Annotated in this window: 12 protein-coding genes and 2 tRNA genes; 5 read left to right on the forward strand and 9 right to left on the reverse strand. The window is 55.4% G+C overall.

What is annotated here, in order from left to right; translation table 11 throughout:
• Positions 1 to 70: 70 nt before the first annotated feature.
• Entirely contained in the window at positions 71 to 1,375 is a 1,305-nt protein-coding gene (locus tag BB497_09095) for a M18 family aminopeptidase (protein ID AVI62840.1), read from the forward strand.
• Between the two features lie 88 nt (positions 1,376 to 1,463).
• Here BB497_09095 and BB497_09100 read toward each other — a convergent pair.
• The 9 genes from BB497_09100 to BB497_09140 form a co-directional block, all read right to left on the reverse strand.
• Positions 1,464 to 1,540, reverse strand: a tRNA-Met gene (locus BB497_09100).
• Between the two features lie 62 nt (positions 1,541 to 1,602).
• Positions 1,603 to 2,694, reverse strand: a complete 1,092-nt coding sequence (locus BB497_09105; GenBank protein ID AVI62841.1) for a redox-regulated ATPase YchF — start codon at positions 2,692 to 2,694, stop codon at positions 1,603 to 1,605.
• Between the two features lie 98 nt (positions 2,695 to 2,792).
• The gene (locus tag BB497_09110) at positions 2,793 to 3,374 is read right to left on the reverse strand and encodes an aminoacyl-tRNA hydrolase (protein ID AVI62842.1); all 582 of its coding nucleotides are present in this window, start codon (positions 3,372 to 3,374) and stop codon (positions 2,793 to 2,795) included.
• Between the two features lie 210 nt (positions 3,375 to 3,584).
• A complete protein-coding gene (locus tag BB497_09115; GenBank protein AVI62843.1) occupies positions 3,585 to 4,220 on the reverse strand; it encodes a 50S ribosomal protein L25/general stress protein Ctc in 636 nt (211 codons plus the stop codon).
• Positions 4,221 to 4,317: 97 nt separating this feature from the next.
• Positions 4,318 to 5,247 carry a ribose-phosphate pyrophosphokinase gene (locus BB497_09120; GenBank protein ID AVI64311.1) on the reverse strand — a complete coding sequence of 310 codons (930 nt, stop codon included), beginning with the start codon at positions 5,245 to 5,247 and terminating at the stop codon, positions 4,318 to 4,320.
• Between the two features lie 70 nt (positions 5,248 to 5,317).
• Positions 5,318 to 5,392 (reverse strand) — tRNA-Gln (locus BB497_09125).
• Between the two features lie 31 nt (positions 5,393 to 5,423).
• The gene (locus tag BB497_09130) at positions 5,424 to 6,284 is read right to left on the reverse strand and encodes a 4-(cytidine 5'-diphospho)-2-C-methyl-D-erythritol kinase (protein ID AVI62844.1); all 861 of its coding nucleotides are present in this window, start codon (positions 6,282 to 6,284) and stop codon (positions 5,424 to 5,426) included.
• Positions 6,285 to 6,308: 24 nt separating this feature from the next.
• Positions 6,309 to 6,971 carry an outer membrane lipoprotein LolB gene (locus BB497_09135; protein AVI62845.1) on the reverse strand — a complete coding sequence of 221 codons (663 nt, stop codon included), beginning with the start codon at positions 6,969 to 6,971 and terminating at the stop codon, positions 6,309 to 6,311.
• A 78-nt stretch (positions 6,972 to 7,049) separates the two neighbouring features.
• Positions 7,050 to 8,825 (reverse strand): hypothetical protein, encoded by a 1,776-nt coding sequence (locus BB497_09140; protein AVI62846.1) that lies wholly within the window; start codon positions 8,823 to 8,825, stop codon positions 7,050 to 7,052.
• 223 nt (positions 8,826 to 9,048) lie between these two features.
• Here BB497_09140 and BB497_09145 point away from each other — a divergent pair, with 223 nt between their 5' ends.
• Genes BB497_09145 through BB497_09160 form a run of 4 tightly spaced genes read left to right on the forward strand, consistent with a single transcriptional unit; the run spans position 9,049 to position 12,840 of the window.
• Complete coding sequence (locus tag BB497_09145) at positions 9,049 to 10,359, forward strand: glutamyl-tRNA reductase (GenBank protein ID AVI62847.1); 1,311 nt, start codon at positions 9,049 to 9,051, stop codon at positions 10,357 to 10,359.
• Positions 10,356 to 11,444, forward strand: a complete 1,089-nt coding sequence (locus tag BB497_09150; protein AVI62848.1) for a peptide chain release factor 1 — start codon at positions 10,356 to 10,358, stop codon at positions 11,442 to 11,444. Before BB497_09145 ends, BB497_09150 begins: the two co-directional genes overlap by 4 nt.
• A 17-nt stretch (positions 11,445 to 11,461) precedes the next feature.
• Positions 11,462 to 12,307 carry a protein-(glutamine-N5) methyltransferase, release factor-specific gene (locus BB497_09155; protein ID AVI64312.1) on the forward strand — a complete coding sequence of 282 codons (846 nt, stop codon included), beginning with the start codon at positions 11,462 to 11,464 and terminating at the stop codon, positions 12,305 to 12,307.
• 32 nt (positions 12,308 to 12,339) lie between these two features.
• Positions 12,340 to 12,840 carry an AsnC family transcriptional regulator gene (locus BB497_09160; GenBank protein ID AVI62849.1) on the forward strand — a complete coding sequence of 167 codons (501 nt, stop codon included), beginning with the start codon at positions 12,340 to 12,342 and terminating at the stop codon, positions 12,838 to 12,840.

Genomic DNA, 12,840 nt, shown 5'->3' on the forward strand with positions numbered 1-12,840 from the left:
TAGGCCGAGGGAGCATTGTAGCAGGTCATTTAGCCTGTGAGACTCAATCATTACTGTTATGAGGATTTCCATGTCCGAAGCTTTCAACGCAGAACGTTTAACGCGACTATGTGATTTTCTGCACCAGTCGCCTACGCCATGGCACGCGACGCGTAGTATGGCGCAGCGTTTGGAGCAGGCGGGCTTTCAGCGCTTGGATGAAGCAGCGAATTGGCAGCTTGCACCGGGAAAACGCTACTACGTAACGCGTAACGACTCCTCGGTTATCGCTTTTCAACTGCCTGCAGGCAAGTTAACCAGCCTGCGTATGCTGGGTGCTCATACCGACAGCCCCGGGCTGCACTTAAAACCAAATGCCACGCAGTATGCTGCTGGCTGGCTACAGCTGGGGGTGCAAGTGTATGGCGGCGTGCTGTTAACCCCTTGGTTTGACAGAGATCTGGGCTTGGCGGGGCGCGTTCATGTGCGTCATGCAGATGGGCGGCTGGAAAGTGTGCTCTTAAATGTCGACCGTCCTATCGCGATGATCCCTAGCTTGGCGATACATTTAGATCGCGATGTGAATGCAGGCCGCGCGATTAACCCACAAACGCAAATGTCGCCGGTGTTGATGCAGAGCGACACGGCTAATCTCAGCGACCTGCTGGGGGAGTGGCTGGAGCAGCAGCATGGCTTGCGTGCGGTTGAAGTGGTGGATTTTGAACTGAGTTTTTACGATGTTCAGCCCCCGTCATTGATAGGGTTGCGCCAGGAGCTAGTGGCGAGTGCTCGCTTGGATAATCTGTTGTCGTGCTTTGTAGGGCTAGAGGCGCTGCTTGATTGTGATGCAAGCCAAGGTGCGTTGCTGGTCGCAAATGATCATGAAGAAGTGGGCAGTGCGAGCGCCTGTGGCGCCCAGGGGCCATTTTTAGGGGATGTATTAAAGCGCTTAAATGCCCAAGTGGGGGGCGGTTCAGAGGAGTCGCTGATACAGCTGATTCAAGCGTCTTTGATGATTTCGTGCGACAACGCCCATGCGCTGCACCCTAACTTCCAGGATAAGCACGACGAGCGACACGGCCCGGCAATCAATGGTGGCCCGGTTATCAAAGTAAATAGCAGCCAGCGCTATGCAACGAATAGCGTCACCGGCGCACTGTTCCGCGACGTGTGCCGTAAAGCAGAGGTGCCGGTGCAGTCGTTTGTGACCCGGGCAGACATGGGGTGTGGTAGCACTATTGGGCCAATTACCGCGACAGAAGTGGGGGTGCCGACCATTGATGTGGGGCTACCCCAATGGGCGATGCACTCGATTCGTGAAACAGCGGGTACGAAAGACGTTGAGTACCTAACCCGAGCGTTAACGGCGTTTTTAGACCGTCCTGAGTTGCGCTGAGCTGAGCCTAGCTCTAACGAAAAAGCCCGCTGACATGTCAGCGGGCTTTTCTGTGTCTGTATGTTCGCAGTCTGTATTTGCGAGGGGTTGGTGGCTACGCCCTGATTTGAACAGGGGACCCCATCATTATGAGTGATGTGCTCTAACCAGCTGAGCTACGTAGCCATTCAACGGGGGCGAATGATACTCACTGTATTGCCGCCCGTCAAGAACTTCTGTGGTTACTTCTAGACATTAAAGCGGAAGTGGATAACGTCGCCATCTTTAACAATGTACTCTTTGCCTTCCAGACGCCATTTGCCGGCATCTTTGGCGCCTTGCTCGCCACCAAGAGTAACGTAGTCGTCATAGGCGATCACTTCGGCTCGAATAAAGCCTTTCTGGAAGTCGGTGTGAATCACGCCTGCTGCTTCTGGTGCGCTGGCACCTTGCTTCACTGTCCAGGCGCGAACTTCTTTTACTCCGGCAGTAAAGTAAGTTTGCAGGCCAAGCAGAGCGTAGCCGGCACGAATTACGCGATCCAGCCCCGGCTCTTCCATGCCCATTTCGGCCAAAAACATGCTGCGCTCTTCGTCCTCAAGCTCGGCAATTTCTGCCTCAAGCTGGTTACACACCGGCACCACTACGGCGCCTTCTTCGGCGGCGATCTCTTTGACGATGTCCAGGTAAGGATTGTCTTCAAAGCCATCTTCATTGACGTTAGCAATGTACATGGTGGGTTTAAGCGTCAAGAAACCAAAGCTCTTCACCTGGTGCTTTTCATCGTCGGTTAGCTCAAAGCTACGCAACGGCTGCCCTTCTGCGAGGTGGGGCTGGATTTTATCGAGTATCGCTTTGGTGGCGGTGGCGTCTTTATCGCCGCCCTTAACCGAGCGAAGCAGGCGCTGGCTGGCCTTTTCGACGGTATCTAAGTCGGCAAGCGCTAGCTCAATATTAATGGTTTCGATATCTGCCCGAGGGTCTACCTGGTTGGCGACGTGGATAACGTTATCGTTATCAAAGCAGCGCACCACGTGGGCGATCGCCTGAGTTTCGCGGATGTTAGCCAGGAACTTGTTGCCTAAGCCTTCACCTTTGGAGGCGCCAGCCACTAAGCCAGCAATATCCACAAACTCCATTGTGGTTGGCAGGATTTTCTGTGGTTTAACGATCGCCGCCAGTTTGTCCAGGCGTGGATCAGGCATCGGCACGATACCCACGTTGGGTTCGATGGTGCAGAACGGGAAATTTTCCGCATCAATGCCGGATTTTGTCAGCGCATTGAAAAGCGTGGATTTACCTACATTAGGTAGGCCGACGATGCCGCAGTTAAAGCCCATAAATAACTTCCTGGCCGCTAGGGCAGCGCCATTTACGAGGCGCGTGCCGTAATTGAAAAAAGAGAGTGCTAAAAGCGCGTACTGTTAAGCGTTTGCCCTTATTTTACGCTATGTAGGCGGTTCATGGCTTTGGCCCATTCGCCTTTTAACACAAAAGGTAGGGTGGCTTGGCACTCACCCAGGGCGTGCTCAATGGCTTCCTGGTCTGCTTTGCCTGGGCGCCCAAGCACATAGTTAGTGACTTGGCGCGCTTCGCCGGGGTGGCCGATACCCACGCGAACCCGGTGAAATGTACTTTGATTGCCGAGTGCGCTAATGATGTCTCGCAGGCCGTTGTGCCCGCCGTGCCCGCCGCCGGTTTTGTAACGTGCTTGCCCTGGCGGCAGGTCTAATTCGTCGTGAGCGACCAGCAGGTTCTCAGGGGTCAGTTTAAAAAACTGAGTGAGGGCCGCGACAGCAGCACCGCTACGATTCATAAAAGTGGAGGGGTTGAGTAGGTGCACGTCTTGGTCGCCAATACGTGCTTTGGCATAGAGGCCTAAGAATTTTTTCTCAGGGCGAAGCTCCGTATGGGCGCTGCGTGCAATGGCGTCTACTAGCCAAAAACCAGCGTTGTGGCGCGTGGCATCATACTCTGCGCCGGGGTTGCCCAGCCCGATAATGGCCGTTACCTGGCTCATTTTCCCACCTCCAAAAACGTCTGGGAGAAATTTTGACATCGTGTCAGCGGCAGCTCTAAAAGCAGCTGCCACGGCTGGCAGGCCGCAAAAAAAATCAAGCGCCTAAGCGCTTGATTTTAACATCCTTGGGCCATAAGGGCAGCCCAAGCTCAACGCTGCTTGGTGGGTCGCTAAGTAGCACCCAGCAAAGCAGCGTTAATTAACCAGAGCTTACTCAGCGCTGGACTCTTCTTCGCCTTCGCTTTCTTCGTCATCGCCGCCACGTACTTTCACTTTGGTGATGCTCAGAACAGCGTTGTCGTGCTCTTCACCGTGGGACAGGTCGACAGACGTCACACCGGCCGGCAGGGTCAGGTCAGACAGGTGCAGAGTAGTACCGAGTTCAACTTTGCTGATGTCAACTTCCAGGAAGTCCGGAAGGTCTTTCGGCAAGCAGCTGATAGCAACTTCGTTAGCCAGGACGTGTAGTTCGCCGCCTTGGTCTTTGATGCCTACACACTTCTCTTCGTTCACCACGTGCAGCGGCACGTTGATGGTGATTTCGTGAGTGGCGTCAACACGCATGAAGTCAGCGTGGGTCAGAAGCGGTTTGAAGGGGTGACGCTGCAGGTCACGTACAACCACTTGCTCTTCGGTACCATCAACAACCAGTTTGATTACTGAGGAGAAGAAGGACTCATCTTCAATGGCTTTGTAGAAAGCAGTTTTTTCTACAGAGATTGATTGAGCGCCTTTCTCGCCGCCGTATACAACGGCCGGTACGAGTTGGTTCGCACGACGCAGGCGGCGGCTCGCACCTTTCCCCAGGTCGTTACGAACGCTGGCTTTCAGGATAAAATCAGACATGGAATTGCCTCTTAGTTTAAGTAAGGAAGCGCCGCCGACCGCGACCAGGCGACGACGCTTCCAGGGCCCCCGAGGTGGGGGCTATGTTGCCAGGCGATTAATGGAACATCGCGCTGACAGATTCTTCGTTGCTCACCCGGCGAATCGCTTCCGCAATCAGGCCAGCAACGCTCAACTGACGAATTTTTCCACTCCGACGTGCGTAGTCAGAGAGTGGAATAGTGTCGGTCACGACGACTTCGTCCAGTACAGAGTTGGTAATATTGTCGACCGCAGGGCCAGACAAAATCGGGTGCGTCGCATAGGCCACAACGCGCGCAGCGCCATGGTCTTTTAACGCTTCACCCGCTTTGCACAGCGTGCCAGCGGTATCGATCATGTCATCAACGACCACGCAGGTGCGGCCTTCGATTTCACCGATGATATGCATGACCTGGGCTTGGTTAGCCTGTGGACGACGCTTATCAATAATGGCCAAGTCAGCGTTTAGCTGTTTGGCAATGGCGCGGGCACGCACAACGCCGCCAACATCGGGGGAAACAACAACGAGATCGCTGTAGTTTTGGCGCTCGATGTCGTCAAGCAAAATAGGCGAGCCGTAGACGTTATCAACCGGCACATCGAAGAAACCTTGGATTTGGTCAGCATGCAGGTCCATGGTCATAACGCGATCAACGCCCCCCTTCACCATCATATCAGCAACGACTTTTGCTGAGATGGGAACGCGGGCGGAGCGTACACGACGATCCTGGCGAGCATAGCCAAAGTAGGGAACTACCGCGGTAATACGAGCGGCTGAGGCGCGACGCAGGGCATCGACCATCAGAATCAGTTCCATCAGGTTGTCATTCGTAGGTGCACAGGTGGATTGAAGGATGAATACATCCTTACCGCGCACGTTCTCATTGATCTCGACCGCGATTTCGCCGTCGCTAAATTGACCAACCGTGGCATTGCCCATACGGCTGTCCAAGCTCTCGGCAATCTTTTGAGCGAGTTCGGGATTGGCATTCCCGGTGAAAACCATCAATTTTGACACGCGCAGCCACCTTTGCAGTGTTGGGGATCAGGGGAGAAAACGCAGATCATAATCAGGTTGGCTGGGGTACCAGGATTCGAACCTGGGAATGCCGATACCAAAAACCGGTGCCTTACCACTTGGCGATACCCCAGCAATAAACCTAATGCGATGACCGGGCGCTTTCAGCAGCCCAGAGCATCTTGTAGGGGAGAGGTGTTGAGCCCGCGTGCTACCCATGCGTGCCAGTGTTGCCCGGTCAGCTCAGCGACGACAGCTTGTGCGGCTTGCTGTGAATCAAAGGCCGCAAACAAGCAGGCGCCGGTACCGGTCAGCTGGCTAGGTGCATACTGTGTGAGCCAATCAAGCGCTTCCGCAATGGGCGGGTAGCGTTTTTTGACGATGGCTTCACAGTCGTTACGCCACTCCGGCGCTCCCCCCTGCAATGCGCGCGCCATAGTAATGGGGTGGCTGTCGCGTGTCAATTCTGGGTCTTGGAAGACCGCACCGGTAGCGACGCTGACATGGGGGTGGATGACCACAAACCAGGGAGTGTCCAGGGTGACGGTGGTTAGTTTTTCACCCACACCTTCTGCCCACGCGCTGTGGCCATGAATAAAAACCGGAACATCGGCACCCAGGGTAAGCCCGAGCGTGGCTAGCTCAGTGTTGGTGAGGCCAAGCTGCCATAAGTGGTTAAGTCCCAGGAGTACGGTTGCCGCATTTGAGCTGCCGCCGCCTAAGCCGCCGCCCATGGGCAGGCGCTTATCAATGGTCATGGTGGCACCGTAGTGGGTGCCGCTTGCCTTTTGAAGCAGCCGTGCCGCGCGGACGATTAGGTTGTCATCGTGGGCAACGCCCATCACATGGTTAGCCATTTCAATCTTACTGTCTTGACGCGGGGTGAAGTGTAGCTGGTCGCACAGATCAATAAACTGAAAAATGGTTTGCAGCTCGTGGTAGCCGTCTTGTCGACGGCCCACAATGTGCAGCATCCGGTTAAGCTTCCCTGGTGCGGGAAGCGTTAAAGAGGTTGAGGCAGGCATTCAAGGTCTCAATCAATTCATCAATTAACTATTTGTAGGGCGCCACTGGTTGACCACCAAGGTAATGCGCACATCCCCATAGTTCATGACCAATCGGCGGGGTAGCCACATGCCTTCTACTTGCTCCCAGTCGCGGTAATCAATTTCCCAGCCATCTTGCTGGAGGAAGTTGGGGTAGCCAAGCTCATCGGTTTCCATTTGGTAGCTGGCGTGGTCGCCGGGTAGGCCACGTACCCAGTCGGGCATGGCGCTTACCGGCAGCGACCAGCCTAACTGCTCTTCCATTAAGGCTTCGGGTGTCTCTGCCTCAAAGCGGCCGTCGCTGGTGGTAAGTGAAAAACGTCCTTCGCGACCTTCCAGTACGCTTCGGCCGCCGCCAAATGGCCCGCTAATCAGCATGCGGAAATAGTGGGGGTGCTGATTCCAGTCTAAATTAGCGCTGGTGCTTTCGTCGGGGGTTCTTAGTCCCGCTTTGCCTGCCATTGTCCAAGTGTCGAAGGCTTCAACGTCGGCCTGCTGACGTTCCCACTGACCTGCTTGACGGCCGCTCTCGTCAACCGGTGCCTGGCTGGCACAGCCAGCAAGTGCCAGCAGGGCAATGCTGGTTACCCACAGGCGAGCGCTACGTTTTGCCTTAAAAAGATAGGGTGTGGGTAAGCGTGAAGCGGCGGGGCGTGGGGTCAACATAAACAAACTCCATGTCAGTACTGCGTAATATAGGGGCAGTTAATAGGTGCGGTGAGTCACTGCAATTAAAGACAAGCGTTAGGGCGTATCTGTTGGCGTTAGTTCAGGATGACGCTCCAGTAGCTCATCGATTTGTGGGTGCTGAGTAGTGCGCTGGCGTATTTGCCTAATGATACGGCGCGCCTCATCGCTGCGCCCGAGCGCATGCAGAACTTCGGCGAGGTGTGCGGCGATCTCTTGATCGGGCATTTGAGTATAGGCACTTTCTAGCCAGGCAAGCGCATCTTCAGGTTGGCCAAGCCGAAAGTAGACCCAGCCCATGCTATCGAGTATTGCAGGGTTTTCCGGGTCAACTTCGTAGGCGCGCTCTATGAGTTCGCGAGCTTCTTCCAGGCGTCCTGGTACGTTGAGGTCCGCGAGGGTGTAGCCCAGCGCATTAAGCGCCATTGCGTCATTGGGCTCAGTGCGCAAAATCTGGCGCAAATCCTGTTCCATAGCGTCAACGTCGCCCAGCTCCCAAAAGCGCATTGCCCGTAAATAGAGCAGCGTGGTGTCGTCGGGGGTGCGGGTGAGTTCCCGGTTTAGCAATGTGGTGGCATCTTCTTGCAAACCTAGCTCGTCTAATAGCTGTACTTCAAGCATGACTAGGTCGCCGAAATAGTCATCGTGACGCATCCTTTCAATGCGCAGAAGGGCGCGTGCGTCTAGCAAACGGTCGTCTTCAATCAACATACGCGCCGCGGTCGCACGGGCGGGCAGAAACTCATCGCCATCGTGTACCTGGCGGTAGTAAAGCAGGGCATCATCAACCTCACCCTGGGATTGGGCAATGGCGCCGAGCAGGTAGTAGGCAATGTTGGGAACGGTGTCTTGGCCAATTAGCGGCTGGAGTAGCCGGTAAGCAGGTTCGCTGTGACCCTCTTCCAGATACAGCTGAGCCAGCGCAATGCGCAGATCCTGATTGCCGCCGTGGTTTTCCAGCAGAGTATTAGTTTGTACTTCGGCAGCGGCAATGTTGTTTAGGCGAATTTCCGCCTGAGCCAGCATTAGCACAAAGCGGACATCATCAGGTGCGAGTTCAAGCCCCGCTTGGGCCGCTCGCTGCGCTGTTTGGTGATTGCCGGTTTCCAAGGCAAGGCGTGCCTTGGCAAGCCATAGCTGGGCAGAGGTGGGTTCTCGCTGGGCAACTTGGTCAAGGCGCTGCTGTGCTTGATGTGTATCGCCAAGGGCAGCTTCCATAAGAGCGGTGCCGAGTAATACATCGCTATGAAACTCAAGCTGGTCAGCGTTGGGTTGGGCAAGGTGCGCACGTAGTGGCTGAATAAGCAGATTTAGAGGAGCTTCTTCGGCTACCGCTATTTCAGCAAAGGCGGCTATTTCGCCATTGCCACCTGCTTGGGTAATCGCCAGGCGCTGTTCTAGGCTGTCGTACCAATCGCCGCGCTGTAAAGAGAGCGCCGAGAGCAGGCGATTAGGGGCTTCTGCGTTTGGGGCTAGCTCACGCCAGCGCAGGGCAGATGCCTCAGTTAACGCGATATCGTTGCCAAACCGGGCAGCAAAGGTGGCGCGTTCAGCAAGTGCCGGTACGCTATAGCGTTGAGCAGCTTCCAAATAGCCTTGGCTAGCGGAGCGGTAATCACCCCGTTGGCCTGCAAGCTCAGCTGTCAGCAACGTACGAAGCCCGGCCGCATCAAGGCCGCGGGTAATCGGCGGCGCCGACTGCATGGGGTCGCTTGTATGGGTAGGTAAGCCGCCCTCGGTGAAAGAGGCTGAAGATTGGCAGCCGCTCATTAAGAATAGCGTGGTGGCCAATGGCAGTAGGGATAAACCCGATAGTGGTGCGCGAAGGGGCATGCGTCTCTCGATCAAGTGGCCGAGTGCTCAGCATAGCGGCTTGGCTGCCTGCGGCAAAGTGGTGTGGGCCAGATCATGCTCTGCTGTGGTAGGATATCTCACCTTGAAAAAGAGCAGCGTCAGCGCAATTTCTTAACGGCGGCGCCCGATAGACTTGCTTTAGCAAGCCAGACACATAGACGAGTGACGTGACGACCGATCTACTAGCGAAGACGCATATCGCATGACGCTTCTTGCCCTGGGAATAAATCATCGTACTGCCAGTGTGGCTGTGCGTGAGCAGGTGGCCTTTACGCCGACGCAGCTGGAAAGTGCGTTGGCTGAATTGCGTAGCCTGCCACAAATCAACGAAGCAGCCGTGCTCTCGACCTGTAACCGTACCGAGCTTTACTGCGTGACGGATGCTGCCGGTGAGCAGGTTGTGCTGGATTGGCTTGGACGCTTCCATAATTTGCGCGTCGAAGACCTCTCCCGTTGTGCCTACCATTATCTAGACAGCGATGCGGCACGCCATTTGATGCGCGTCGCCGTTGGCCTGGACTCTATGGTGCTGGGCGAGCCGCAAATTCTTGGGCAATTAAAAGATGCCTACCAACAAGCGCGCCAGGCCAAAGGCTTAGGCGGCGAGTTGGAGCGTCTGTTTCAGCATACCTTCGCGGTGGCTAAACAGGTGCGCACAGAAACCGGTATTGGTAAAAACCCCGTCTCAATCGCCTATGCCGCGGTGAGTATGGCCAGCCGAATTTTTGATGACTTTAGCCGAGCTCGTGCGCTGCTGATTGGTGCAGGGGAAACCATCGAGCTGGTAGCGCGCCACCTCCATGAAGCCGGTGTGCGTCAGCTCACGGTGGCAAACCGTACTCGAGAGCGGGCTGAACAGGTGTCGTCACCGCTTGGGGGCACTGCCATCACGCTGTCTGAGATTCCTGATGCGCTAGAGTATGCCGATATCGTCATCTCTTCGACGGCCTCTCCGCTGCCAATCTTAGGCAAGGGGATGGTGGAGCGGGCGCTGAAAAAACGCCGCCACCGTCCTGTGTTCATGGTGGATATTGCGGTGCCTAGAGACATTGAGCCGCAGGTAGGCGAGCTTGCCGATGTTTTCCTCTACACCGTTGACGATCTGGAAGAGGTTATTCAAGAGAATCGGCGCCATCGCCAAGTGGCCGCTGACCAGGCTGAATCGCTAATTGAGCACGGTGTCGGTAATTGGCTTCACGAGCGCCGTATTCGCAAAGGCGGTGAGTTGATTCGCGACTACCGTCGTCACGGTGAAGCGATACGCGACCACTCTCGAGAGCAAGCGCTTGAGCGTTTAGCGCGTGGGGAAGACCCCGCTAAAGTGATTGAGCGAATGGCGCATCAATTAGCCAATCGTTTGATGCACCACCCGACGCTTGCGCTGCGAGAAGCGGCCTCCCAAGAAAACCACGAATTGCTGAATGCCATGCCGCAGTTACTGCTTCCCGCTAAACCTGCGTTTGAGCAGCCCGCACGCCCGGTAAAACGCCAGAAGGATGATACACCCGCATGAAAGAGACTTTGCGCCAACGCTTAGATAGCTTTACCGAACGCTTTGAAGAGCTGGCAATGCTGTTGTCTGATCCTGAGGTGATTAACAACCAGCAGCGTTTCCGTGACTACTCCCGTGAATACGCCGAGCTGGAGGAGCTGGTTGCCACTTGGCAGCGTTATCGTGAGGTTGAGGTCAGTATTGAAGAGGCTGAACAACTCAGCCGCGACAGCGACCCAGAAATGCGTGAACTAGCAGAAATGGAGATCAGCGACGGGCGCGAGCAGCTTGGAAACCTGGACGTTGAGCTTAAGCGCTTGCTGGTGCCTAAAGACCCTGACGACGGCCGTGGCGTGTTTCTAGAAGTGCGCGCGGGCACTGGTGGCGATGAAGCCGCGATCTTTGCCGGTGACCTGTTTCGTATGTACTCCCGCTATGCCGAGAAGCGTGGCTGGCGCGTTGAAGTGATTAGTGCCAGCCACGGCGAGCAGGGCGGCTATAAAGAGGTTATTTCCCGGGTGAAAGGTGACGGCGTTTATGCCCGCTTGAAGTTTGAATCAGGTGCCCACCGGGTTCAGCGGGTACCAGCGACTGAGTCCCAAGGGCGCATTCACACCTCGGCCTGCACGGTAGCGGTAATGCCAGAAGTAGACGACGTGGGCGATATTGATATTAATCCTTCTGATTTACGTGTGGACACCTACCGCTCAAGCGGTGCGGGCGGCCAGCACGTTAACACCACCGATTCTGCTATTCGTATTACCCACCTGCCCTCCGGCGTAGTGGTGGAGTGCCAGGAAGAGCGTAGCCAGCATAAAAACCGAGCCAAAGCGATGTCGCTACTGGCTGCTAAGCTCAAGCGCAACGCGGTGGACTCCCAGCGACAAGAGCAGGCTGATGCCCGCCGCTCGCTAGTAGGCTCTGGGGACCGCAGCGAACGTATTCGTACGTACAACTTCCCCCAAGGTCGCATTACTGACCACCGCATCAATCTAACGCTCTATAAGCTAACGGAAGTTGTTAGCGGTGAGCAGCTAGATGAAGTCATTGAGCCGCTGATCCACGAGTATCAAGCAGAGCAGCTTTCCGCCCTTCAGGAAGCCTAATGGGTGCGTTGTCTGTCATGACCTACGATGCTCTACTGCGGCTTGCAGTGCCGCGTCTGCAAGCCGCGGGTTCGCCCTCAGCGCGAATAGATGCGGAAGTGCTGCTTAGCCATGCAACGGGGTATAACCGCACTTGGCTTTATACCTGGGGCGACCGTGAATGTCCTACCTGGGAACATGCGCGGTTTGATGCTCTAGTTGCTGCTCGCGTTCAGGGGCAACCAGTGGCCTATTTAACCGGTGAACGTGAGTTTTGGGGCCTGCGATTGGCCACGTCGGCTGATACGCTTATCCCCCGGCCTGATACGGAAACACTGGTAGAAGCGGTGCTGGGTCGTGGGCAGGCAAAAGCCGGTTGGCTGCTTGATCTAGGCACCGGCACCGGCGCTATTGCGCTGGCCTTTGCCAGTGAAAAACCTGGCTGGCATGTGATGGGCGCGGATATTCGCCTGGAAGCAGTTCGCCTTGCGGCTCGCAACGCCCAGGTGCTGGCGATTGCCAATGCACAGTTTGTACAAAGTGACTGGTTCAGCGCTTTTTCGGCGCCTGAATACGCTAATAAATTCAATATCATTGTTAGTAACCCGCCCTATATTGCGGCTGACGACCCCCACTTATGCCAAGGTGATGTGCGCTTTGAGCCGCGTTCTGCATTAGTCGCTGAGGCCAATGGTATGGCTGATTTAATTCATTTAGCCAATACCGCCAGTGCGCATCTCTCCGCCGGAGGGTGGCTGGCACTAGAGCATGGCTATTCTCAGGCTGGTCAGGTGCGCGAAGCGCTTGTACTGGCCGGCTATCAGAACGTTGAAAGTGTGCGAGACGTTGGCGGTCATGAACGGGTTACCCTAGGGCACCTTTAAAACTGCCTGATTCATCAGTAATGGATCCTGCCATGAAACCTAAAAATAGAACGCTGGACCGTATCGATCTTAAAATTTTGCGATGTCTGCAGGAGAATGCGCGTATTTCCTACGTGGACCTTGCCTCAGAAGTTGGCTTATCCACAACCCCTTGCTTAGAGCGCGTCAAGCGCCTTGAGCGAGCCGGTATCATTCGCGGCTACCAAGCGATTCTCGACCCACGAGCCTTAAAAGCTAACCTGCTGGTGTTTGTAGAAATCAGCCTGGAAACCCAGTCGCCTGCAGTATTTGATGAGTTCCGCCGCGCGGTGGAAACGCTCCCGCAGATACAAGAGTGCCACTTAGTCTCTGGTCAGTTTGATTATATTTTGAAGTGCCGGATTCCTGAGATGGCGGCCTACCGCCAGTTACTCGGCGATGTGGTACTCACCTTGCCCGGGGTAAAAGAGTCGAAAAGCTACGTGGTCATGGAAGAGGTGAAAGAGAGCTTCAGCCTGCACATACCCGACTTCGAGGAATTTGAGGATAAGTAA

The organism is Halomonas sp. GFAJ-1, from assembly GCA_002966495.1.
Lineage (GTDB): Bacteria > Pseudomonadota > Gammaproteobacteria > Pseudomonadales > Halomonadaceae > Vreelandella.

Excerpts from the sequence above, each read along its gene's own strand:
- BB497_09105 (AVI62841.1), bottom strand. The coding sequence starts at position 2,694 with ATGGGCTTTAACTGCGGCATCGTCGGCCTACCTAATGTAGGTAAATCC.
- BB497_09155 (AVI64312.1), top strand. The coding sequence starts at position 11,462 with ATGACCTACGATGCTCTACTGCGGCTTGCAGTGCCGCGTCTGCAAGCC.
- BB497_09145 (AVI62847.1), top strand. The coding sequence starts at position 9,049 with ATGACGCTTCTTGCCCTGGGAATAAATCATCGTACTGCCAGTGTGGCT.
- BB497_09095 (AVI62840.1), top strand. The coding sequence starts at position 71 with ATGTCCGAAGCTTTCAACGCAGAACGTTTAACGCGACTATGTGATTTT.
- BB497_09110 (AVI62842.1), bottom strand. The coding sequence starts at position 3,374 with ATGAGCCAGGTAACGGCCATTATCGGGCTGGGCAACCCCGGCGCAGAG.
- BB497_09130 (AVI62844.1), bottom strand. The coding sequence starts at position 6,284 with ATGCCTGCCTCAACCTCTTTAACGCTTCCCGCACCAGGGAAGCTTAAC.
- BB497_09135 (AVI62845.1), bottom strand. The coding sequence starts at position 6,971 with ATGTTGACCCCACGCCCCGCCGCTTCACGCTTACCCACACCCTATCTT.
- BB497_09115 (AVI62843.1), bottom strand. The coding sequence starts at position 4,220 with ATGTCTGATTTTATCCTGAAAGCCAGCGTTCGTAACGACCTGGGGAAA.
- BB497_09160 (AVI62849.1), top strand. The coding sequence starts at position 12,340 with ATGAAACCTAAAAATAGAACGCTGGACCGTATCGATCTTAAAATTTTG.
- BB497_09140 (AVI62846.1), bottom strand. The coding sequence starts at position 8,825 with ATGCCCCTTCGCGCACCACTATCGGGTTTATCCCTACTGCCATTGGCC.
- BB497_09150 (AVI62848.1), top strand. The coding sequence starts at position 10,356 with ATGAAAGAGACTTTGCGCCAACGCTTAGATAGCTTTACCGAACGCTTT.
- BB497_09120 (AVI64311.1), bottom strand. The coding sequence starts at position 5,247 with ATGGTTTTCACCGGGAATGCCAATCCCGAACTCGCTCAAAAGATTGCC.